The sequence below is a fragment of the Staphylococcus croceilyticus genome (assembly GCF_002902575.1).
Taxonomy (GTDB): domain Bacteria; phylum Bacillota; class Bacilli; order Staphylococcales; family Staphylococcaceae; genus Staphylococcus; species Staphylococcus croceilyticus.
The window spans coordinates 1-23,452 of sequence record NZ_PPRD01000020.1; the positions used below are offsets into that span (position 1 = coordinate 1).

The window sequence follows — 23,452 nt, forward strand, 5'->3', positions numbered from 1 at the left end:
TAGTTGGACTGACGTTCCGCTAGAGTAGGACGTTGCCAGGCAATACCGAGACCGTAAGGTCTCTTTTTTTATGTCTAAAATTTATTTTATAGAACATATTTACGTTTATTTAGCTTTACGAAGAGAAAGCGTTTGAAGCTAATGAATTGAGAAAATAGCGGAGCGAATTTAGTAGGGCTAAATGAGCAAGATATTTTAGAAAATGAAGCAAGATGCGAGCGCTTGTCTCGAAGTAAAGGAAGCTCCTTAGCGCCGATGGTAGCAGACTGACGTTCCGCTAGAGTAGGACGTTGCCAGGCAATGAAATCGTATGGATGCGATGAGCCGATATCGAGACCGTAAGGTCTCTTTTTTTATGTCTAAAATTTAATTTATAGAACATATTTACGTTTATTTAGCTTTACGAAAAGAAAACGATTGAAGCTGATGAATTGAGAAAATAACGAAGCGAATTTAGTAGGGCTAAATGAGCAAGGTATTTTAGAAAATGAAGCAAGATGCGAACGCTTGTCTCGAAGTAAAATTAGAGTATTTAAATTTTAGAGGTTGAATTGTAAAGTATTTTCATATAGTATATGTGATATATTTAGTATAATAAATATATCAAAGGAGAATAAAATATAATGCGAATTGGTTTATTGTTAATTAGGCTTATGCTAGGTATTACTTTTATAATACATGGATCTCAAAAAGTATTTAGTGGCTTCCAACAACCAATGGAAATGATGTCTAATTTAGGTTTTCCAGCTTTTTTCGGAATTTTATTAGGTCTGTTTGAATTTATCGGTGGTATTTTGATGGTTATTGGATTATTTTCAAATTATATTGCTGCAGGTTTCATTGTTATTATGCTAGGTGCTTTATTTACAGTGCATCTCTCTCAAGGTTACATGGCATCTGAACTTGTAATTTTATTATTAGTTATGAGTATCTCTGTGATGATTTCATATGATTGGAAGAAAATACTAGAGTTTTATTAATCAATGAGTAATATAGCTCTTTAATTAAAAGAGGGTACGTTACGAGTAGTCGACTCAAAAACGTACTCTCTTTTTTATACAGTTAAAGATTTAATTAATACTTCTGTGTAATCTTCAAGTTGATGATTAGGTATCCCACCAAAGCCAATAATAAATTTTGGAAGTGCTTGTTGAACTTCTTCGTAATCATAGACATTTAATTTTAATTCATAATGTTGCGCATTATTTAAACATTCTTTTAAAGTCATACCGTTTTGTACTGTAATGGTAAAATGCATGCCGGTAAGTGCACCTTCAATTTTTAACTGATCTTTGTAAGGTTCTAATTTTTTTAAAATATAATTTAATTTATCACGATAAATTTTTCTCATCTTATTTAAATGACGTTCAAAACTACCTGAAGACATAAAGTTAGCAATAAGTTGTTGGATGTGGACGGGTACTGTATTACTTTCTTTATGTGATAGCTCATAATATTTTTTTAGTAATTTATTTGGTAATACGATGTAAGCAATGCGACAACTTGGATAGAGTGATTTTGAGAATGTACTTATATATATAACTTTTTGTTTTTTATCTAAGCTTTGTAATGCTGGAATAGGTTTACCATAATATCTAAATTCAGAATCGTAGTCATCTTCAATAATATAGCGTTTTGGAGTTTGATGTGCCCACTTAATAAGTTGAGTTCTTTTCTTTAAATTCATTACATACCCAGTTGGAAATTGATGTGATGGGGTGATATATAGGATGTTATTCTCTGAATGAACTACTTCACTTACATTAATGCCATCTTTTTCTACAGTTGCTTGAATATAATCACGATTTTGTTTATCTAATACATGCTTAATGGGAGGATAACTTGGTTTTTCGATAATAAATGATGAATCTTTTAATAAATCTATCACCATATTTAATAATTGTTCAGTTGAAGAACCAATAATGATTTGATTTGGATGACAAGTTACTCCTCTACTGTTAAATAAATAATGTGCGATTTGTTGTCTTAAACTTGCTTCACCTTGAATATCCCCTTTTTCTAAAAGAGAGAGTTGATTATCTTCAAAGACTTCTTTGGCGTATTTTCTAAAAAGATTGAGCGGAAAGTATTCAGCATCTATTTCTGCAAGATTGAAAGCATATCGGTATTGGCTATTCGTTGTTGAAGGTACCGCTTTTTCAATATTTGAATGAGGAACATTTATTATTGGAAGAGATTGAATATCAGATACATAATAGCCTGAACGTGGTTTTGAATATATGAAACCCTCATCTAATAAAAGTTGATAGGCATGTTCTATAGTAGTATGGCTTAGAGATAAATGTTCACTTAATTGACGTTTAGATGGGAATTTATCATTAGCTTGATATTGTCCTTCGATAATTTGATTTTTTAACTTTTCATAAAGAGAAATATATAATTTTTGCTTATTAGACATATTGAACTGACCCCTGATTTTATAAATAAATTGTACCTTTTTAAATATCAGTTTATAACTTACAATGAATTTAATCAATCGGAAAAGGGGTAAATTATATGTCTAAAATTGTAGGATCAGATAGAGTTAAACGAGGAATGGCTGAAATGCAAAAAGGCGGCGTTATTATGGACGTTGTCAATGCAGAACAAGCTAAAATCGCAGAAGAAGCCGGTGCAGTAGCAGTTATGGCTTTAGAACGTGTACCATCTGACATCAGAGCAGCTGGTGGGGTAGCACGTAGCGCTAATCCTAAGATTGTTGAAGAAGTTATGAATGCAGTATCTATTCCTGTTATGGCTAAAGCACGTATTGGTCATATTACTGAGGCACGTGTATTAGAAGCAATGGGCGTAGACTATATTGATGAATCAGAAGTGTTAACGCCAGCTGATGAAGAATATCATTTAAGAAAAGATCAATTCACAGTACCTTTTGTTTGTGGTTGCCGTAATTTAGGTGAAGCAGCACGTCGTATTGGCGAAGGTGCAGCAATGTTACGTACTAAAGGTGAACCTGGTACTGGTAACATCGTTGAAGCAGTAAGACATATGAGAAAAGTTAACTCTGAAGTTAGTCGTTTAGTAGTGATGAACGATGATGAAATCATGACATATGCTAAAGAGTTAGGCGCACCATACGAAGTATTAAAACAAATTAAAGATAACGGTCGTTTACCAGTAGTTAACTTTGCGGCAGGTGGTGTAGCAACACCTCAAGATGCGGCATTAATGATGGAATTAGGCGCTGATGGTGTATTTGTTGGTTCAGGTATTTTCAAATCAGAAGATCCTGAGAAATTTGCTAAAGCAATTGTTCAAGCTACAACTCATTACCAAGATTATGAATTAATCGGTAAATTAGCTGCAGAATTAGGTACTGCTATGAAAGGTTTAGATATGAACAAAATTTCATTAGAAGAACGTATGCAAGAGCGTGGTTGGTAAGATATGAAAATAGGTGTATTAGCATTACAAGGTGCCGTGCGTGAACATATTCGACACATTGAATTAAGTGGTCACGAAGGTATTGCAGTAAAAAAAGTTGAACAATTAGATGAAATAGATGGCTTAATTCTTCCTGGTGGTGAATCTACGACTTTAAGAAGACTTATGGATCTCTATGGTTTCACGGAAAAGTTACAACAATCTGATTTACCAATGTTTGGTACATGTGCAGGGTTAATTGTCCTTGCTAAAGATGTCGAAGGTGAAACAGGCTATTTGAAAAAATTAGATATTACTGTGGAACGTAATTCATTTGGTAGACAGGTTGATAGTTTCGAAGCTGAACTTGATATTAAAGGCATTGCTGAAGATATAGATGGTGTGTTTATTCGTGCACCACACATTTCTAGCGTAGAGGATGGTGTAGAAGTATTAAGTTCTGTAGGTGACAAGATTGTTGCCGTTAAACAAGGAAAATATTTAGGGGTATCATTCCACCCTGAATTAACTGATGATTATAGAGTGACACAATACTTTATTAATCATATGGTTAAGTAATATAAATTATAAGGAGGCGCTCAAAATGAGTGCCTCCTTTTTCAAAAATATAAACCTAGAACTTACGCGTTCTAGGTTTGTTTAAATTTTATATTAAATAAAGAATCCAGCGATTGCTGCTGAGATAAATGAAACTAATGTCGCACCGAATAATAGTTTAAGACCGAAGCGGGCTACGACGTCACCTTTCTCAGAGTTAAGTGATTTAATGGCACCTGAAATGATACCGATTGAACTGAAGTTCGCGAATGATACTAAGAATACTGATGTAATACCTTTCGCATGTTCAGAGATACCTTTTAAGTGACCTAATGATTGCATTGCAACGAATTCATTAGATAATAATTTAGTTGCCATGACTGAACCTGATTGAACAGCGTCTTCCCAAGGTACACCAGCTAAGAACGCTAATGGAGCAAAGACAAATCCAATTAATGTTTGGAAATCCCATTTAATTGCGCCACCAGATACTAAACTAAAGGCACCACTGACTAAACCATTTAATAATGCGATGATAGCAATATAACCAATTAACATTGCGCCAACGATAACGGCAACTTTAAATCCGTCTAAAATGTATTCCCCTAACATTTCGAAGAAGGATTGTTTTTTCGTTTCGCTTTCATCTACTAATAATTTATCGTCTTTTTCATTAACTTTATATGGGTTAATAATTGAAGCAATAATGAAACCACCAAATAAGTTTAAAACAACGGCTGTTACAACATACTTAGGTTCAATCAATGTGAAGTAAGCACCGATGATTGATGCTGATACTGTAGACATTGCTGAAGCTGTTAGTGTGTATAAACGTTGTTTTGGAATGTAAGGTAACTGTTGTTTTAATGAAATGAACACTTCAGATTGTCCTAAAATGGCAGCGGCTACTGCATTGTAAGATTCTAAACGTCCCATACCATTAATTTTAGAAATTAAGAAACCTAATACGTTAATGATCCAAGGTAAAATTCTAGTGTATTGTAAGATACCAATTAATGCTGAAATAAATACGATTGGTAATAATACGCTAAAGAAGAATGGTGGATTCTTAGGATCTACATATTTAAATCCACCAAATACGAAGTTAACCCCTTCTGCTGCTTTTTGTAATAAATAGTTAAACCCTTCTGAGATACCACCAATGACTGTAATACCTACTGTTGTTTTTAATAGAATAAACGCGAAAATAAGCTGGATAACAAGCAATATCCCAACATATTGCCAGCGGATATTCTTTCTGTCAGAGCTAAATAAAAAGGCAAGTGCTAAAAAGAAAATTATCCCTATAATCCCAATAAGAATATGCATGATTCTACTCCTTTAAATTTTTACTTTACCTTATATAATACAATAAATCAGTGTATGTAACATCATAATTTTTTAATTTATAAAAACAAATTGGTTGAAAAAGGTCAAATATGCTCATATAATATAGTCAAAGAAGGTCAAAAGAGGTGGTAAATCATGCACAACATGTCTGACATCATAGAACAATACATTAAAAAATTATTTGAAGAAACTAATGAAGACGTGGTAGAAATTCAACGAGCAAATATTGCTCAACGTTTCGACTGTGTGCCTTCTCAACTAAATTATGTAATTAAAACAAGATTTACAAATGAACATGGCTATGAAATAGAAAGCAAACGTGGTGGCGGAGGTTATATCCGAATCACAAAAATTGAAAATAAAGATGCAACGGGGTATATTAATCACCTAATGCAACTTATCGGTCCATCTATTTCACAACAACAAGCTTATTACATTCTTGATGGTCTATTAGATAAAAATCTAATTACCGAAAGAGAAGCTCGAATGATACAAGCTGTTGTCGATCGTGAAACTTTAAAAATGGATGTTATTGCTAGAGATATTATTAGAGCAAATATTTTAAAACGTTTGTTACCAATTATTAATTACTATTAATAGAGAAAAGCGAGGTGTCTATGTGTGCTTTGCGAAAATTGTCATTTAAATGAAGCAGAGGTTAAACTCACGGTTAAAAGTAAAGAAGGCTCTTCTGAAAAGTGGGTATGTTCGATTTGTGCGCAAGGAGATAATCCATGGCATCAAAATGAACATACATCGTCACATTCTCAGTTTCAAGATGATATAGAAGAAGCATTTGTGGTGAAACAAATTTTACAACATCTTGCTACTAAGCATGGAATTAATTTTCATGAAGTGGCTTTTCAAGAAGAAAAACGATGTCCAACATGTAATATGACGTTAAAAGATATAGCGCATGTAGGGAAATTTGGATGTGCCAATTGTTATGCAACATTCAAAGACGACATTATAGATATTGTGAGACGTGTACAAGGTGGACAATTTGAACATGTAGGTAAAACACCTCGCTCTTCACATAAAAAACTTGCTATAAAAAAACAGATTGAAGAAAAAACAAAATATTTAAATATATTAATAGAAGAACAAAACTTCGAAGAGGCTGCTGTGGTTAGAGATGAAATTAAAGCCTTGAGAGATGAAAGTGAGGTGGGACGTCATGAGTGATATCAACCCTCATATTAGTGAATGGATGAAAGAAACATCTGAAGCGCCTATCGTTATGTCATCACGTATTCGTTTAGCGCGTAATTTAGAAAACCATGTCCATCCATTAATGTTTCCATCTGAGCAAGCAGGTTTTAGAGTGATTAATGAAGTTCAGGATGCATTGCCTGAATTAGCATTGTTGAGACTAGATACGATGGATCAACAAAGTAAAATGAAACTTGTGGCGAAACATCTTATTAGTCCTGAATTAATTAAACAACCTGCCTCAGCGGTGTTATTAAATGAGAATGAATCGATGAGTATCATGCTTAATGAAGAAGATCATATTCGCATTCAAGCAATGGGAAGTGATTTGTCATTACATGATTTATATAAACAGGCATCTGAAATTGATGACCAGCTCGATGAAAAGCTTGATATAAGTTATGACGAGCATTTAGGCTATTTAACAACTTGTCCTACTAATGTAGGTACGGGAATGAGAGCAAGTGTCATGCTTCATTTACCTGGCTTATCCATTATGAAAAGAATGAATCGTATTGCTCAAACAATTAATCGTTTTGGATTTACGATTCGAGGTATATATGGAGAAGGTTCACAAGTTTACGGACATATTTATCAAGTTTCAAATCAGCTTACACTTGGTAAAACAGAAGAAGAAATTATTGATAATTTAACAGAAGTTGTTCAACAGATTATTAATGAAGAGAAACAAATTCGTGAACGTTTAACTCAATATAATGAACTTGAAACATTAGATCGTATCTATCGGTCATTAGGTATATTACAGAATAGTCGAATGATATCAATGGAAGAAGCGTCTTATCGACTAAGTGAAGTGAAATTAGGCGTGGATTTAGGCTATCTATCGTTAAATAATTTTAAATTTAATGAGCTGATGGTCAGCATTCAATCCGCATTCTTATATAATGACGAAGATGAAACAATATCTGTTAACCAACGACGCGGAGATATTTTAAGAGAACATACAAAATAGGAGGTATAGAACGATATGCTATTTGGTAGATTAACTGAGCGCGCACAACGTGTGTTAGCACATGCGCAAGAAGAAGCAATCCGTTTGAACCATTCAAATATAGGTACAGAACATTTATTACTTGGTTTAATGAAAGAACCTGAAGGTATCGCAGCTAAAGTTTTAGAAAGTTTTAATATTACTGAAGATAGAGTGATTGAAGAAGTTGAGAAGCTCATTGGTCACGGTCAAGAACAAACAGGTACGCTTCATTACACACCAAGAGCGAAGAAAGTCATTGAACTTTCTATGGATGAAGCTAGAAAGTTACACCATAATTTCGTAGGTACAGAGCATATTTTATTAGGTTTAATCCGTGAAAATGAGGGCGTAGCAGCACGCGTCTTTGCCAATTTAGATTTAAATATTACAAAAGCACGCGCACAAGTAGTAAAAGCATTAGGTAGCCCAGAAATGAGCAATAAAAATGCGACAGTAAATAAATCTAATAACACACCAACTTTAGATAGCTTAGCACGTGATTTAACGGTAATTGCTAAAGATGGAACGTTAGATCCAGTCATTGGTAGAGATAAAGAAATTACACGTGTCATTGAAGTATTAAGTCGTCGTACTAAAAATAACCCAGTTTTAATTGGTGAACCTGGTGTAGGTAAAACAGCTATTGCTGAAGGTTTAGCACAAGCAATCGTGAATAACGAAGTACCTGAAACATTGAAAAATAAACGTGTCATGTCATTAGATATGGGTACAGTTGTGGCTGGTACAAAATATCGTGGTGAATTTGAAGAACGCTTGAAAAAAGTAATGGAAGAAATTCATCAAGCAGGTAATGTCATCCTATTTATCGATGAATTACACACATTAGTAGGTGCTGGTGGTGCTGAAGGTGCTATCGATGCCTCAAATATTTTAAAACCTGCATTAGCACGTGGTGAATTACAATGCATCGGTGCCACTACATTAGATGAATACCGTAAAAATATTGAGAAAGACGCAGCATTAGAACGTCGTTTCCAACCAATTCAAGTGGATGAACCTACAGTAGAAGATACAATTGCTATTCTTAAAGGTTTACGCGATCGTTATGAAGCGCATCACCGCATTAACATTTCAGATGAAGCGCTTGAAGCGGCTGCGAAATTAAGTGACCGTTATATTTCTGATCGTTTCTTACCAGACAAAGCCATCGACTTAATTGATGAAGCAAGTTCTAAAGTAAGATTAAAAAGTCATACAACACCTAACAATTTAAAAGAAATTGAACAAGAAATTGAAAAAGTGAAAAACGAAAAAGATGCTGCTGTGCATGCACAAGAATTTGAAAATGCAGCGAACTTACGTGATAAACAAACTAAATTAGAAAAACAATACGAAGACGCTAAAAATGAATGGAAAACATCTCAAGGTGGCCAATCTACTTCATTATCTCAAGAAGATATCGCTGAAGTAATTGCTGGTTGGACTGGTATTCCATTAACTAAAATTAATGAAACAGAATCTGATCGTTTATTAAACCTTGAAGACACATTGCATCAACGTGTCATTGGACAAAACGACGCTGTCACTTCTATTAGTAAAGCCGTGCGTCGTGCTCGCGCTGGATTGAAAGATCCTAAACGTCCAATTGGTAGCTTTATCTTCTTAGGACCTACTGGTGTAGGTAAAACAGAATTAGCTCGTGCATTAGCTGAGTCAATGTTCGGTGAAGATGATGCTATGATTCGTGTTGACATGAGTGAATTCATGGAGAAACATGCAGTGAGCCGTTTAGTCGGAGCGCCTCCAGGTTATGTAGGTCACGATGACGGTGGTCAATTAACTGAAAAAGTAAGACGTAAACCTTATTCAGTTATTTTATTCGATGAAATCGAAAAAGCACATCCAGATGTGTTTAACATCTTGTTACAAGTACTTGATGATGGTCACTTAACGGACACTAAAGGACGTCAAGTTGACTTCCGTAATACAGTGATTATCATGACATCAAACGTAGGTGCACAAGAATTACAAGACCAACGTTTCGCTGGTTTCGGTGGCGGTTCTGATGGTCATGATTACGAAACGATTCGTAAAACAATGATGAAAGAATTGAAAAATGCTTTCCGTCCAGAATTCTTAAACCGTGTTGACGATATTATCGTCTTCCACAAACTTACTAAAGATGAATTGAAAGAAATCGTAACAATGATGGTTAACAAATTAACTAAACGTCTTTCAGAACAAGATATTGATATCGTGGTAACAGATAAAGCTAAAGAGAAAATTGCTGATGAAGGATATGATCCAGAATATGGGGCACGTCCGTTAATCAGAGCGATTCAAAAAACAATTGAAGATAACTTAAGCGAATTAATCTTAGAAGGTAATAAAATCGAAGGTAAAGAAGTTATCATCGACCATGATGGTAATGAATTTAAATATGATATTCGCGAAAAAAGTAACGATAACGCAACTGAAGAAGAAACAACTTCTGACGTTGAAGCGTAAACAATAATGAAAAGGTCAAGACGATAGGTCTTGGCCTTAATTTTATGTATAGATTTTTACTCCTCTTTATTTTCTATCTTTACATTTGTCATTATTAATCGATACATATAAAATAGATTTGTTCATAGAAAATTCGGAGGTGCAATTTTGGCCAAAAAGAAAGTGATTTTTGAGTGTATGGCTTGTGGCTACCAAACACCTAAATGGATGGGTAAGTGTCCCAATTGTGGTGCATGGAACCAAATGGAAGAAATAGTTGAAAAAGCTGCAAACCCTAAACATGGGGTTAAAGCAAAAGAGTCTAGCGCTAAAGTCCAAAAATTAAACAACATTAAACATGAAGCGACACCAAGAGTCCAAACAGAATCTAAAGAATTTAATCGCGTTTTAGGTGGCGGTATTGTCAGCGGTTCATTAGTACTTATCGGTGGCGATCCAGGTATCGGTAAATCTACGTTATTATTACAAATTTGTGCATCGCTATCGCAAAAATTAAACGTACTCTACATTACAGGTGAGGAATCGCTAAATCAAACTAAATTACGTGCAGATCGTCTTGAAGAAGATTCAAGTAATTTAAATGTTTTAGCTGAAACAGATTTAGAAGTAATTCATCAGACTGTACAACAAGAACAACCAGATATTTTAGTCGTGGATTCTATTCAGACGATATATCATCCTGAAATTAGTTCGGCTCCTGGCTCTGTGTCACAGGTGCGTGAAAGTACGCAAAGTTTAATGAATATTGCTAAACAAATGAATATTGCTACTTTTATAGTTGGACACGTGACTAAAGAAGGACAAATTGCTGGACCACGATTATTAGAACATATGGTAGATACAGTATTGTATTTTGAAGGCGATGAACATCACGCTTACCGTATTTTAAGAGCAGTTAAAAACCGTTTCGGCTCAACAAATGAAATGGGCATTTTCGAAATGAAACAAAGTGGGCTAAAAGGCGTACAAAATCCTTCTGAAATGTTCTTAGAAGAACGTTCAACTAATGTTCCAGGATCTACAATCGTTGCAACAATGGAAGGTACGCGACCACTGCTTATTGAAGTGCAAGCTTTAGTAACGCCTACCACATTTAATAATCCAAGACGTATGGCGACTGGTATTGATCATAACCGCTTAAGTTTATTAATGGCAGTATTAGAGAAAAAGGAAAATTATCTCTTACAACAACAAGATGCTTACATCAAGGTAGCAGGGGGCGTACGTTTAACAGAGCCTGCAGTAGATTTAAGTGTGATTGTAGCTACTGCATCAAGTTTCAAAGATAAAGCAGTAGATGGACTAGATTGTTATATTGGTGAAGTCGGTTTAACGGGTGAAGTTAGACGTGTTTCACGTATTGAACAACGTGTACAAGAAGCAGCGAAGTTAGGCTTTGAAAGAGTGATTATTCCTCAAACGAATATTGGCGGATGGACATTCCCAGAAGGTATTCGTGTAGTAGGAGTGTCAACTGTGCATGAAGCATTAAAATATGCATTTAAAGCATAATTAAGACAGCTAAAGAGGTGAGATTTATGAAGGTATTGAAGGGTATAGTCGTGATTATCTATATCATTCTTGGCACAGCCCTTGGTATTCTGTTAATACCCGAGATACTACGTGATTTAAATATTAAAGATTATCCTATTTTAACAAATTACTACGTTGATGGTTTCATAGGCATCGTGTTGTTTTTCTTAATATTTGGTTTGTTTATAAATAAAGTCACTAAGACATTAAAAGATGTAGAACAATGGATTCTACAACGTAGTGCAGTCGAAATCTTATTTGCCACATTGGGTCTTATTATTGGTTTATTCATCTCTGTGATGGCTTCGTTCATACTAGAAATGATTGGCAATTCAGTGTTAAATCATTTAGTGCCGATAATTATTACGCTATTATTATGTTACTTAGGTTTCCAATTTGGTTTGAAAAAGCGCGACGAAATGCTTATGTTTTTACCAGAGAATATGGCACGTTCAATGTCTAAAAATAATGTCAGTGCTATACCTAAATTACTAGACACAAGTGCGATTATTGATGGACGTATTTTAGATGTTATCCGTTGTGGATTTATTGATGGTGAAATTCTTATACCTCAAGGTGTGATTAATGAACTTCAAGTTGTAGCCGATGCTAATGATAGTGTGAAACGTGAGAAAGGCCAACGTGGTTTAGATATTTTGAATGAATTATATGACTTGGATTATCCAACACGTGTGATTCATCCTCAAAAGTCACATAGTGATATTGATGAGTTATTAGTGAAATTGGCGCAATCTTATCATGCGCATGTCATTACAACAGATTTTAATTTAAATAAAGTATGTCATGTACAAGGGATTAAAGCGTTAAACGTTAATGATTTATCTGAGGCAATTAAACCAAATGTGCATCAAGGTGATCGTATTAACATCTTATTAACTAAGATGGGTAAAGAGCCGGGCCAAGGTGTAGGTTATCTTGATGATGGTACAATGGTTGTTGTTGATAATGCGAAGCAACTTGTTGGTAAACAAGTAGAATTAGAAGTTATCAGTTTATTGCAAACGTCATCCGGACGTATTATTTTTGCTAAAAAATTAGATGATGTTAATTAGGCTGGTTAAGTGAGTTAGCTATTATAATATATGATTAGCATGAAACGCATGCGAGATGGATGAGGAATCAGAATTGATAGAGACGCATGGGTTTCATGTGGAACGCTAGCTGTTTAGGGCACTCTTTTAAAAAAATAAAAAATGCTGTATACAGAGATGACGTGAGACTTATCAAAGTGTTGATTTAGTGCTACAATAGTGTAGAAATGTGACGTTTTATCTAAGTATAGAGTGGGTGAGGAAAGTTATTCGAAAACGCGTCTTTATAGATAGTTTGGGATAGCTTTTTTCTAATGGAAGAAGATGTTTCTGAGGCGACAATAGTGTGCCCTGTGGTTAGATGAACCGTGATTGATTAATGAATAATTATTAGGAGTGAATATAATGAGTGAACGCGTAAGAGTTAGATATGCGCCGAGTCCAACTGGATATTTGCATATTGGTAATGCGAGAACGGCATTATTTAACTATTTATTTGCTAAGCATTATGATGGAGATTTCGTAGTGCGTATTGAGGATACTGATAGTAAACGTAACCTTCAAGATGGTGAAGCTTCTCAATTTGAGAACTTAAAATGGTTAGGTTTAGATTGGGATGAATCAGTGGATAAAGATAATGGTTATGGTCCATATCGTCAGTCTGAACGTGGTGATATTTATAATCCATTAATTCAACAATTATTAGATGAAGATAAAGCATATAAATGTTATATGACGTCAGAAGAGCTTGAAAAAGAACGTGAAGAGCAAATTGCACGTGGTGAGATGCCTCGCTATGGTGGTAAACATGCGCACTTAACTGAAGAAGAGCGTCAACAATTTGAAGCGGAAGGTCGTCAACCATCAATTCGATTCCGTGTGCCACAAGATAAAACTTATACGTTTAATGATATGGTTAAAGGCGAAATTTCATTTGATTCTAATAACATTGGCGACTGGGTTATCGTGAAGAAAGATGGTATTCCTACTTATAACTTTGCTGTAGCAGTTGATGATCATTATATGGAAATTTCAGATGTTATTCGTGGCGATGACCACGTATCTAACACACCTAAACAATTAATGATTTATGAAGCGTTTGGTTGGGAACCACCTCGCTTTGGTCATATGTCATTAATCGTTAATGAAGAACGTAAGAAATTAAGTAAACGTGATGGTCAAATTTTACAATTCATCGAGCAATATCGTGATTTAGGTTATTTACCTGAAGCGTTATTTAACTTTATTACATTATTAGGTTGGTCTCCTGAAGGTGAAGATGAGATCTTCTCTAAAGAAGAATTTATTAAGATTTTTGATGAAAAACGTCTTTCTAAATCACCAGCAATGTTTGATAGACAAAAACTTGCTTGGGTTAATAACCAATATATGAAAGAAAAAGATAGTGAAACAGTATTTGAACTTGCATTACCACATTTAATTAAAGCGAACTTAATTCCTGCTGAACCTAGTGAAGAAGAAAAAGATTGGGGCCGTAAACTTATTGCACTTTACCAAAAAGAAATGAGTTATGCAGGCGAAATCGTACCATTATCAGAAATGTTCTTTAAAGATATGCCTGAATTAGGTGAAGAAGAACAAGAAGTACTTAATGGTGAACAAGTACCTGAATTAATGTCTCACTTATACAGTAAATTAGAAGCTTTAGAACCATTTGAAGCTGCAGAAATTAAGAAAACAATTAAAGAAGTTCAAAAAGAAACTGGTATTAAAGGTAAACAATTATTTATGCCAATTCGTGTAGCTGTCACAGGCCAAATGCATGGTCCTGAATTACCAAATACAATTGAAGTATTAGGTAAAGACAAAGTGTTGTCACGCTTGAAAAAACATGTTTAAAATAAAGGTCTGAACAAAAGCGTTTAGGATTTGAGCAGAACCGAAAAGCGAGCAAAACTGATTTCCAAGTTTTGACGAGACTTTGAGTGTAACCCCAACTCGCGTTGTTCGTAGACTTTCTATTTGAAAGTCTTTATGTTGGGGCCCCGCTGCCGAGAATTCTGCTTTTGGGAAGCCGTAAATAAAGGTCTGAACAAAAGCGTTTAGGGTTTGAGCAGAACCGAAAAGCGAGCAAAACTGATTTCTAAAGCGGATGTATCTTTGTACTTGAAATTTTACATTAAAGCTCATATGATTAGGTTACACATGAAACAAAGGATTAGTAAATATCAGATAATGTATTCAGAGAGTGTGCGGTCGCTGCGAGCACATCATTATCAATATTGAATGCACCTTTGTATTAAGTATCAATTGAATATGTAAATGAGTATGATAAAGAGGCTGTCTTGATGAATTAAAGGATAGATGGGTTATCTTTATCTAAATACAGAGTGGAACCGTGCGGTAGCGCCTCTAGCATATATATGTGTTAGAGGTGCTTTTTTATTAACTAAAATTTAGATTGAGAAGTCGTAATTGTGGAATTGATTACTTTTAAAAACTGAGGGGGAGACAGTCTTGATAAAAAGAATTAGAGACGATGTGAAAATGGTATTTGAACAGGACCCAGCAGCACGTACAACATTTGAAGTTATTACAACTTACGCTGGTTTACATGCGGTATGGAGTCACTTGATTGCGCATAAATTATATAACAAAAAACGATATGTCCTTGCTAGAATCATATCTCAAGTTTCTCGCTTCTTTACAGGAATTGAAATTCATCCTGGGGCCAAAATTGGGAAACGTTTATTTATCGACCATGGTATGGGCGTCGTGATTGGAGAAACATGTACAATTGGCGATAATGTAACGATTTATCAAGGCGTAACACTAGGCGGTACGGGTAAAGAAAAAGGAAAACGTCACCCAGATATTGGCGATAATGTGCTAATTGCGGCAGGTTCAAAAATATTAGGTAACATTCAAATAGATTCTAATGTTAATATTGGAGCAAATTCAGTCGTATTACAATCTGTGCCTAGTTATACAACAGTAGTAGGTATTCCAGGCCATATTGTGAAACAAGAAGGGAAACGTATTGGTAAAACATTCGATCACCGTAATTTACCGGATCCATTATATGAACAAATTAAACAACTAGAAAAACAACTTGAAAAAGCTAAGAACGGAGAGATTAAAGATGATTACATTATATAATACATTAACGCGTCAAAAGGAGACGTTTGAGCCTATCGAACCAGGTAAGGTGAAAATGTATGTATGTGGTCCAACAGTATATAACTACATTCATATTGGTAACGCGCGTCCAGCTATTAATTATGACGTTGTACGTCGTTACCTTGAATATCAAGGCTATGAAGTCACTTATGTTTCAAACTTTACGGATGTAGATGATAAATTAATTAAACGCTCACAAGAGCTTAATGAAAATGTACCTGAAATTGCAGATAAATATATCAAAGCATTCTATGAAGATGTCGGTGCTTTGAATGTTAAAAAAGCCTCTTCAAATCCTCGAGTAATGAATCATATGAATGAAATTATTGCATTCATCAAAGAGTTAGTAGATGAAGGATATGCATATGAAAGCAATGGTGACGTCTACTTCAGAACACGTAAATTTGATGGCTACGGTAAATTAAGTCACCAATCAATTGATGACTTAAAAGTAGGTGCTAGAATCGAAGCGGGTGAACAAAAAGAAGACGCCCTAGATTTCACTTTATGGAAAAAAGCGAAACCAGGTGAAATTAGTTGGGAAAGTCCATTTGGTGAAGGACGTCCAGGTTGGCATATTGAATGTTCAGTAATGGCTTACCATGAACTGGGTAAAACAATTGATATTCATGCTGGTGGTTCAGATTTACAATTCCCTCACCATGAGAATGAAATTGCTCAATCTGAAGCACATAACCACGCACCTTTTGCGAACTATTGGATGCATAATGGTTTCATCAATATTGATAATGAAAAAATGAGTAAATCTTTAGGTAACTTTATTTTAGTGCATGACATTATTAAAGAAGTTGATCCAGATGTACTACGTTTCTTCATGATTAGTGTGCATTATAGAAGCCCAATTAACTATAACTTAGAATTAGTGAATGCTGCAAAAAGTGGCTTAGAACGTATTCGTAACAGTTATAAATTAATTGAAGAACGTGAAGCTATTGCGACAGATCTTACAGATCAGTCTGATTATATTGAACAAATTGATACTATTTTAGAACAATTTGAAACAGTGATGAATGATGACTTTAATACTGCCAATGCAGTAACTGCTTGGTACGATTTAGCGAAACTTGCGAATAAATATGTATTAGAGAATACAACATCAACACAAGTAATCGCCCGTTTTAAAGAAGTTTATCGAATTTTTAGTGATGTTCTTGGCGTGCCACTTAAAGGTAATGACTCAGACGTGTTATTAGATGAAGATATTGAAAAGCTTATCGAAGAACGTAATGAAGCACGTAAAAATAAAGACTTTGCTCGCGCTGATGAAATTAGAGATATGTTGAAAGAACAAAATATTATTTTAGAAGATACGCCTCAAGGTGTGCGTTTCAAACGTGGTTAATATGGAGCCAAAATTATTAAACCCTTTAACGTTAGCATATATGGGGGATGCAGTATTGGATCAACATGTGCGACGTTATATTGTCTTGAAATTACAAAGTAAACCTAACCGTTTACATCAAGTATCTAAGCGTTATGTTTCTGCTAAAAGTCAGGCGCAAACATTGGAAACGTTGATTGAAGCACAATGGTTTACGGACGAGGAAATGGACATCGTTAAAAGAGGTCGTAATGCTAAAAGTTATACCAAAGCTAAAAATACAGATATACAAACATATCGCAAAAGTTCAGGCTTAGAAGCAGTCATAGGATTTTTATATTTAGATCATCAAGAGACTAGATTAGAAGCGTTGCTTGATGAAATTGTTCAATTAGTCAATGAAAGGGAGTGAAATCAGTGGAAGATATCGTAATTGTTGGTAGACACGCTGTTAAAGAAGCGATTGTCTCTGGACATACCATCAATAAAATTTGGATTCAAGAAGGCATAAGAAAACAACAAATTAATGACATCTTACAAAATGCAAAAGAACAAAAATTAATTGTTCAAACAGTGCCAAAATCGAAATTAGATAATTTAGCAAATGCACCTCATCAAGGTGTAGCAGCATTAATTGCACCATACGAATATGCAGATTTCGATCAATTTGTTAAAGCGCAAAAAGAAAAAGAAGGTCTATCTACAGTTGTTATTTTAGATGGTCTTGAAGACCCACATAACTTAGGATCTATTCTGAGAACTGCTGATGCTAGTGGTGTCGATGGTGTCATCATACCTAAAAGACGTTCTGTTGCCTTAACTCAAACAGTGGCAAAAGCATCAACAGGTGCCATTCAACACGTACCAGTAATGCGTGTGACTAACTTAGCTAAAACAATCGATGAGTTGAAAGACAATGGTTACTGGGTAGCTGGTGCTGAAGCGGATAATGCTACTGATTATCGTGAGATGGCAGCAGATATGCCGTTAGCGATAGTGATTGGTAGTGAAGGTCAAGGTATGAGTCGATTAGTTAAAGATAAATGTGATTTCTATATTAAGATACCAATGGTTGGTCATGTTAATAGCCTTAATGCGTCAGTAGCAGCCAGTTTAATGATGTATGAAGTGTATCGTAAAAGACATCAACTCGGAGATAACGCATGAAGGATAGATATTTAATTATCGATGGCTATAATATGATAGGGCAATCTCAAAAATTGAGTAAGATTGCACGTGAGAATTTACAAGAAGCACGTGAACAATTGCTTGATGCCATTGCCAATTATAATGCTGTTGTTGCAGATGAGATTGTATGTGTATTTGATGCTTATGAACAATCAGGTATTGAAAGAGAGTATATTTATCACGGTGTGAAGACAGTTTTTACTAAAGAAAAAGAAACTGCAGATAGCTATATCGAACGCTATGTTTATAATTTGTATAATAAGCATACAACGCATATCACAGTTGTAACGAGTGATATGAGTGAACAACATGCGATATTTGGCGCGGGTGCCTATCGTGTGTCATCTAGAGAAATGTGGCGTGATTTGAAAGAAAATGCAATCACAGTGAGTAAGTCTTTAGATGATTTTAGTGAAAGTAAGCCAAGAACTCGAATTTCGCTATCAAATGATGTTTTAGCAGAATTTGAAAAAATAAGACGTGGCAACCATAAAAAAGAGTAAAGTTGGCCACTTGCCATTTAATATCAGTCCTTTATACACTATGCCTAATTTAATATGAAAGGTATAGTGTATGACTCAAAATTTCAAACAACTAGAACAAGCATTCATTAACTTCCAACAAAGTACAAATCGTCGTGAACAAGAACAATTATTTACATTTATAGTAAGCCAGTTACATTTAAGTCTTTCAATAAAGTTTAAGCAAGCGGGTGTGTCTGTTTCAGATATTGAAGATTTAGTACAAGAATTATTTATTAGAACGTATTTGTCACTGCAAACTTTTGATTTTACGCTAAACATTCCATTTGAGCACTACTTGAATTGTATGGTTCGCTCGCTTAGGAATGATTTTTGGAGAAAAAGATATGCAGAGGCTAATAGAAATGAATCTTTAATAAATGAATATGTTGTGAGATATAAATGGAACAAATCTTCTAACCAAACTGAAGCATATTGCTTAACACAAGCTCAAAGCGAGGAAATACGTGAGAGCTTATTGTATTTGAGTGACTTAGAAAGACGTGTAGCGCAATTAATGTTAAGTGATTATTCTCCAACAGAGATAGCTAGAAAGTTAAACATTAAAGATAAAGTAGTTTACAATAGTATTCAACGTTGTAAAATGAAAATGAGAAACTATTTAAATTAGTATTATTGCTAGCTAATTAAAGCAACGGCACTACTGTGCTAGTTTGACATTTCTTGTGAAATTTATGTATAGTATACTGGTATTAAAATGAGTAAAGGTGAATTGTTGTGAAAAAAGTACCTTTAATTTGTGAAGTTTGCGGTAACAGAAATTATAATGTCCCGAAAAATGAAAATTCTGCAACGAGATTAGAATTAAAAAAATATTGTCCAAGATGTAACGCTCATACGACTCATAAAGAGTCAAAATAAGCTTGGTAATGAGTAATATTTTAGATAGATGGCTAATCAACGGTAAGTATGGAGGTAATTTTGATGGCTAAAGATAAAGGCACAGGTAAAGAAAAAGAAAGTTTCTTCCAAGGCGTTAAAAGTGAAATGGAAAAAACGAGTTGGCCTACTAAAGAAGAACTTTTCAAATATACTGTAATCGTAGTATCTACAGTAATTTTCTTCATGGTGTTTTTCTGGTTGTTAGACGTAGGTATTGGTAATTTAATTCAATTATTTAGATAAGAGTAATAATTAAAAATAAGTTTATCGACAATGTAATTTTAAGTATAAAGACTGAAAGTTTTATCTGAAGTCTGAGAGAAGGAGTGACAACATGTCTGAAGAAGTCGGCGCAAAGCGTTGGTATGCCGTGCATACGTATTCTGGATATGAAAATAAAGTTAAAAAGAATTTAGAAAAAAGAGTAGAATCAATGAATATGACAGAGCAAATTTTTAGAGTTGTCATACCTGAAGAGGAAGAAACACAAGTTAAAGATGGAAAAGCTAAAAAACAAGTTAAGAAAACATTTCCTGGTTATGTGTTAGTAGAACTAGTTATGACAGATGAGTCATGGTACGTTGTACGTAACACACCAGGCGTAACTGGTTTCGTTGGTTCAGCAGGTGCAGGTTCTAAGCCTAATCCATTACTTCCAGAAGAAATGAGATTTATTTTAAAACAAATGGGTCTTAAAGAAAAAACTATTGATGTCGAATTAGACATTGGTGAACAAGTTCGTATTAAATCTGGTCCTTTCGCTAATCAAGTAGGCGAAGTACAAGAAATTGAACCTGATAAATTTAAATTAACTGTATTAGTTGATATGTTTGGTAGAGAAACACCAGTTGAAGTTGAATTTGATCAAGTTGAAAAATTATAAATTTTAATCAGAAGAAAAAAGACACTGAAAAACAAAGTCTCTTAAAAAAGATGAAATTTTACTATTGATTTTTAAGTGAATTCAGTGTTAAAATAATGTGGTCGCGTTTTTAGAACGCTCATTTCGTCACGAAATGTTTATGAGTGGGAGGGCAAAACTGAGCCCTGTGACCACATCACGATATCAAGGAGGTGCACATCGTGGCTAAAAAAGTAGAAAAAGTAGTTAAATTACAAATTCCTGCAGGTAAAGCGAACCCAGCACCACCAGTTGGTCCAGCATTAGGTCAAGCAGGTGTGAATATCATGGGATTCTGTAAAGAATTCAACGCACGTACGCAAGAACAAGCAGGTTTAATCATTCCGGTAGAAATTAGTGTATATGAAGACCGTTCATTTACATTCATTACTAAAACTCCACCGGCTCCAGTACTACTTAAAAAAGCAGCTGGCGTAGAAAAAGGTTCTGGTGAACCTAACAAAACTAAAGTTGCTACAGTAACTAAAGATCAAGTACGTGAAATTGCACAAACTAAAATGCAAGACTTAAACGCTGCAGACGAAGAAGCAGCTATGCGTATTATCGAAGGTACTGCACGTAGTATGGGTATCACTGTACAATAATTTTTGAACATAAAAGTTAGATTATCGAAATAAAATTAAGAGGTTGAAACAAAAGTTTGTTTTTAGGACGCCGTTAATCGGTTCTTAGAGTATAAACGATTATGTGTAAACCTCGTTAGACGATGGCAGGTAACAGAAACGACAACCAATAATATTGTCTGTGATGAATTTTGTAAGTTTTGAAACCTTAAGGTAATTTGAAACGTGAAATATTCATCTGTTATCTGCTCTTAACTTGTGTAATACACAAGTAAGCGTGGGAGGAAATTCCGCTAAAACCACTAAAGGAGGAACAATAAATGGCTAAAAAAGGTAAAAAGTATCAAGAAGCAGCTAATAAAGTTGATCGTACTAAACACTATAGTGTTGAAGAAGCAATCAGCTTAGCTAAAGAAACAAGCATTGCTAACTTTGACGCATCAGTTGAAGTAGCTTTCCGTTTAGGAATTGATACACGTAAAAATGACCAACAAATCCGTGGTGCAGTAGTATTACCAAACGGTACTGGTAAATCACAACGTGTATTAGTATTTGCTAAAGGTGACAAAGTCGCTGAAGCAGAAGCAGCAGGCGCAGATTACGTAGGTGAATCTGAATATGTGCAAAAAATCCAACAAGGTTGGTTCGACTTTGACGTAGTAGTAGCTACTCCAGACATGATGGGCGAAGTTGGTAAATTAGGTCGTGTATTAGGACCTAAAGGTTTAATGCCAAACCCTAAAACTGGTACAGTAACTATGGACGTTAAAAAAGCTGTTGAAGAAATCAAAGCTGGTAAAGTTGAATACCGTGCTGAAAAAGCTGGTATCGTACATGCTTCAATCGGTAAAGTTTCATTCAGCGATGAACAATTAGTTGAAAACTTTAAAGCTTTACAAGATGTGTTAACAAAAGCTAAACCATCTTCAGCTAAAGGTACTTACTTCAAATCTGTTGCTGTAACTACAACAATGGGTCCTGGAGTTAAAGTAGACACTGCTTCATTCAAATTATAATTTAAATAATATATGATATAGATTAAAGACTGAGAGAATTTGATGTAATTTCGGCATAGCACATATGATTATATATTTGCTTAAGAAGTTTAAAATTAATTTCTTTCAGTCTTTAAAAAAATGTTGACATATCACAATAAACAGGTTATATTACTTATTGTGATTATTTTACCTAAGACAGTAGGAGTTATATAATAACTTAAAATTTATCCTACCGAGGCTAAATTGACTTGAACGTGATGATTATTAAAATGATCTTTCAAGCACTTTTTGCCGTGGGTAGAAAGTGCTTTTTTTATTGAAAAATAAAAAAAAGCACCAAAAATAAAAATGGAGGTGTCTGAATGTCTGCTATTATTGAAGCTAAAAAACAACAAGTTGATGTTATTGCTGAACAACTTAAAAATTCAGTTTCAACTGTTATCGTTGACTACCGTGGCTTAACTGTTGCCGAAGTAACGGAACTTCGTTCACAATTACGTGAAGCTGGTGTTGAGTATAAAGTATACAAAAACACAATGGTTCGTCGTGCAGCTGAACAAGCAGGTATCGAAGGCTTAGATGAATTCTTAACTGGTCCTACAGCGATCGCTACTTCTACTGAAGATGTAGTTGCTCCAGCGAAAGTTATCGCAGGATTTGCTAAAGAACACGAAGCTTTAGAAATTAAAACAGGCGTTATGGAAGGTAGCGTTATCTCAGCAGAAGAAGTTAAAACTGTTGGTTCATTACCTTCACACGATGGTCTTGTATCTATGCTTTTATCAGTATTACAAGCTCCAGTACGCAACTTCGCTTATGCGGTTAAAGCTGTTGGAGAACAAAAAGAAGAAAGCGCTGAATAACTGCGCGTAAAATATTAAAATAAATGGAGGAATAATAAAATGGCTAATCAAGAACAAATCATTGAAGCAATTAAAGAAATGTCAGTATTAGAATTAAACGATTTAGTAAAAGCAATTGAAGAAGAATTTGGTGTAACAGCAGCAGCTCCTGTAGCAGCAGCTGGTGCAGCTGGTGGCGGCGACGCAGCAGCTGAAAAAACTGAATTTGACGTTGAATTAACTTCAGCTGGATCTTCAAAAATCAAAGTTGTTAAAGCTGTTAAAGAAGCAACTGGCTTAGGCTTAAAAGATGCTAAAGAATTAGTTGACAACGCTCCTAAAGTAATCAAAGAAGGCGTTGCTAAAGAAGAAGCTGAAAAACTTAAAGAACAATTAGAAGAAGTTGGAGCTACTGTAGAATTAAAATAATTCTAGTATCTTAACTTAATATTAAAGTTATCTATATAACTCATTACTTTC

At 34.6% G+C, this 23,452-nt stretch carries 25 protein-coding genes and 1 other annotated feature; of the genes, 23 read left to right on the forward strand and 2 right to left on the reverse strand.

Going from position 1 to position 23,452, the window contains the following annotated elements; translation table 11 throughout:
- Window positions 1-623: 623 nt before the first annotated feature.
- Window positions 624-980 carry a DoxX family protein gene (locus tag CD128_RS04135; RefSeq protein ID WP_103328812.1) on the forward strand — a complete coding sequence of 119 codons (357 nt, stop codon included), beginning with the start codon at window positions 624-626 and terminating at the stop codon, window positions 978-980.
- Window positions 981-1,054: 74 nt separating this feature from the next.
- On the opposite strand, the gene pdxR is transcribed toward CD128_RS04135, so the two are convergent.
- The gene (pdxR, locus tag CD128_RS04140) at window positions 1,055-2,419 is read right to left on the reverse strand and encodes a MocR-like pyridoxine biosynthesis transcription factor PdxR (protein ID WP_103328813.1); all 1,365 of its coding nucleotides are present in this window, start codon (window positions 2,417-2,419) and stop codon (window positions 1,055-1,057) included.
- A gap of 98 nt (window positions 2,420-2,517) precedes the next feature.
- On the opposite strand from pdxR, the gene pdxS reads away from it, so the two are divergent.
- Both pdxS and pdxT read left to right on the forward strand, forming a co-directional pair.
- Window positions 2,518-3,405, forward strand: a complete 888-nt coding sequence (gene pdxS / locus CD128_RS04145; RefSeq protein WP_103328814.1) for a pyridoxal 5'-phosphate synthase lyase subunit PdxS — start codon at window positions 2,518-2,520, stop codon at window positions 3,403-3,405.
- A gap of 3 nt (window positions 3,406-3,408) precedes the next feature.
- Complete coding sequence (gene pdxT, locus CD128_RS04150; protein ID WP_103328815.1) at window positions 3,409-3,963, forward strand: pyridoxal 5'-phosphate synthase glutaminase subunit PdxT; 555 nt, start codon at window positions 3,409-3,411, stop codon at window positions 3,961-3,963.
- Between the two features lie 93 nt (window positions 3,964-4,056).
- On the opposite strand, the gene CD128_RS04155 is transcribed toward pdxT, so the two are convergent.
- On the reverse strand, window positions 4,057-5,271 hold the full coding sequence (locus tag CD128_RS04155) for a NupC/NupG family nucleoside CNT transporter (protein WP_103328816.1): 1,215 nt from the start codon (window positions 5,269-5,271) through the stop codon (window positions 4,057-4,059).
- A 156-nt stretch (window positions 5,272-5,427) separates the two neighbouring features.
- On the opposite strand from CD128_RS04155, the gene CD128_RS04160 reads away from it, so the two are divergent.
- The 20 genes from CD128_RS04160 to rplL all read left to right on the forward strand — a co-directional run bounded on the left by CD128_RS04160 (window position 5,428) and on the right by rplL (window position 23,401).
- The gene (locus CD128_RS04160; protein WP_103328817.1) at window positions 5,428-5,889 is read left to right on the forward strand and encodes a CtsR family transcriptional regulator; all 462 of its coding nucleotides are present in this window, start codon (window positions 5,428-5,430) and stop codon (window positions 5,887-5,889) included.
- 24 nt (window positions 5,890-5,913) lie between these two features.
- Window positions 5,914-6,477 carry a UvrB/UvrC motif-containing protein gene (locus tag CD128_RS04165; RefSeq protein WP_103328818.1) on the forward strand — a complete coding sequence of 188 codons (564 nt, stop codon included), beginning with the start codon at window positions 5,914-5,916 and terminating at the stop codon, window positions 6,475-6,477.
- Window positions 6,470-7,477: a protein arginine kinase gene (locus CD128_RS04170; protein WP_103328819.1), complete on the forward strand. Its 1,008-nt coding sequence runs from the start codon at window positions 6,470-6,472 to the stop codon at window positions 7,475-7,477. Before CD128_RS04165 ends, CD128_RS04170 begins: the two co-directional genes overlap by 8 nt.
- A gap of 15 nt (window positions 7,478-7,492) precedes the next feature.
- Window positions 7,493-9,967 (forward strand): ATP-dependent Clp protease ATP-binding subunit, encoded by a 2,475-nt coding sequence (locus tag CD128_RS04175; RefSeq protein WP_103328820.1) that lies wholly within the window; start codon window positions 7,493-7,495, stop codon window positions 9,965-9,967.
- A gap of 147 nt (window positions 9,968-10,114) precedes the next feature.
- Window positions 10,115-11,479: a DNA repair protein RadA gene (gene radA, locus CD128_RS04180; protein ID WP_103297551.1), complete on the forward strand. Its 1,365-nt coding sequence runs from the start codon at window positions 10,115-10,117 to the stop codon at window positions 11,477-11,479.
- 26 nt (window positions 11,480-11,505) lie between these two features.
- Entirely contained in the window at window positions 11,506-12,573 is a 1,068-nt protein-coding gene (locus tag CD128_RS04185) for a PIN/TRAM domain-containing protein (RefSeq protein ID WP_103328821.1), read from the forward strand.
- Window positions 12,574-12,957: 384 nt separating this feature from the next.
- Window positions 12,958-14,412, forward strand: a complete 1,455-nt coding sequence (gltX, locus tag CD128_RS04190) for a glutamate--tRNA ligase (RefSeq protein ID WP_103328822.1) — start codon at window positions 12,958-12,960, stop codon at window positions 14,410-14,412.
- Window positions 14,413-15,030: 618 nt separating this feature from the next.
- Entirely contained in the window at window positions 15,031-15,672 is a 642-nt protein-coding gene (cysE, locus tag CD128_RS04200; protein ID WP_103297554.1) for a serine O-acetyltransferase, read from the forward strand.
- Window positions 15,656-17,056: a cysteine--tRNA ligase gene (cysS, locus tag CD128_RS04205; RefSeq protein WP_103328824.1), complete on the forward strand. Its 1,401-nt coding sequence runs from the start codon at window positions 15,656-15,658 to the stop codon at window positions 17,054-17,056. The genes cysE and cysS overlap by 17 nt, the downstream gene beginning before the upstream one ends.
- Window position 17,057: 1 nt before the next feature.
- Entirely contained in the window at window positions 17,058-17,447 is a 390-nt protein-coding gene (locus CD128_RS04210; RefSeq protein WP_103328843.1) for a Mini-ribonuclease 3, read from the forward strand.
- A 5-nt stretch (window positions 17,448-17,452) separates the two neighbouring features.
- Window positions 17,453-18,202 carry a 23S rRNA (guanosine(2251)-2'-O)-methyltransferase RlmB gene (gene rlmB / locus CD128_RS04215; RefSeq protein WP_103328825.1) on the forward strand — a complete coding sequence of 250 codons (750 nt, stop codon included), beginning with the start codon at window positions 17,453-17,455 and terminating at the stop codon, window positions 18,200-18,202.
- A complete protein-coding gene (locus tag CD128_RS04220) occupies window positions 18,199-18,726 on the forward strand; it encodes an NYN domain-containing protein (protein ID WP_103328826.1) in 528 nt (175 codons plus the stop codon). Before rlmB ends, CD128_RS04220 begins: the two co-directional genes overlap by 4 nt.
- Window positions 18,727-18,796: 70 nt before the next feature.
- Window positions 18,797-19,375 carry a sigma-70 family RNA polymerase sigma factor gene (locus tag CD128_RS04225; protein WP_103328827.1) on the forward strand — a complete coding sequence of 193 codons (579 nt, stop codon included), beginning with the start codon at window positions 18,797-18,799 and terminating at the stop codon, window positions 19,373-19,375.
- Between the two features lie 107 nt (window positions 19,376-19,482).
- Window positions 19,483-19,626 carry a 50S ribosomal protein L33 gene (gene rpmG / locus CD128_RS04230; protein WP_103297560.1) on the forward strand — a complete coding sequence of 48 codons (144 nt, stop codon included), beginning with the start codon at window positions 19,483-19,485 and terminating at the stop codon, window positions 19,624-19,626.
- A 63-nt stretch (window positions 19,627-19,689) separates the two neighbouring features.
- Window positions 19,690-19,890: a preprotein translocase subunit SecE gene (gene secE, locus CD128_RS04235; protein WP_103297561.1), complete on the forward strand. Its 201-nt coding sequence runs from the start codon at window positions 19,690-19,692 to the stop codon at window positions 19,888-19,890.
- A gap of 91 nt (window positions 19,891-19,981) precedes the next feature.
- On the forward strand, window positions 19,982-20,530 hold the full coding sequence (gene nusG / locus CD128_RS04240) for a transcription termination/antitermination protein NusG (RefSeq protein WP_103297562.1): 549 nt from the start codon (window positions 19,982-19,984) through the stop codon (window positions 20,528-20,530).
- A 200-nt stretch (window positions 20,531-20,730) separates the two neighbouring features.
- Window positions 20,731-21,153: a 50S ribosomal protein L11 gene (gene rplK, locus CD128_RS04245; protein ID WP_001832298.1), complete on the forward strand. Its 423-nt coding sequence runs from the start codon at window positions 20,731-20,733 to the stop codon at window positions 21,151-21,153.
- Window positions 21,154-21,452: 299 nt separating this feature from the next.
- A complete protein-coding gene (gene rplA / locus CD128_RS04250; protein ID WP_103328828.1) occupies window positions 21,453-22,148 on the forward strand; it encodes a 50S ribosomal protein L1 in 696 nt (231 codons plus the stop codon).
- A 153-nt stretch (window positions 22,149-22,301) separates the two neighbouring features.
- Window positions 22,302-22,453: a sequence feature (ribosomal protein L10 leader region), on the forward strand.
- Window positions 22,454-22,492: 39 nt separating this feature from the next.
- Window positions 22,493-22,993: a 50S ribosomal protein L10 gene (gene rplJ, locus CD128_RS04255; RefSeq protein WP_103328829.1), complete on the forward strand. Its 501-nt coding sequence runs from the start codon at window positions 22,493-22,495 to the stop codon at window positions 22,991-22,993.
- Window positions 22,994-23,032: 39 nt separating this feature from the next.
- Window positions 23,033-23,401: a 50S ribosomal protein L7/L12 gene (gene rplL, locus CD128_RS04260; protein ID WP_011276720.1), complete on the forward strand. Its 369-nt coding sequence runs from the start codon at window positions 23,033-23,035 to the stop codon at window positions 23,399-23,401.
- Window positions 23,402-23,452 lie beyond the last annotated feature (51 nt).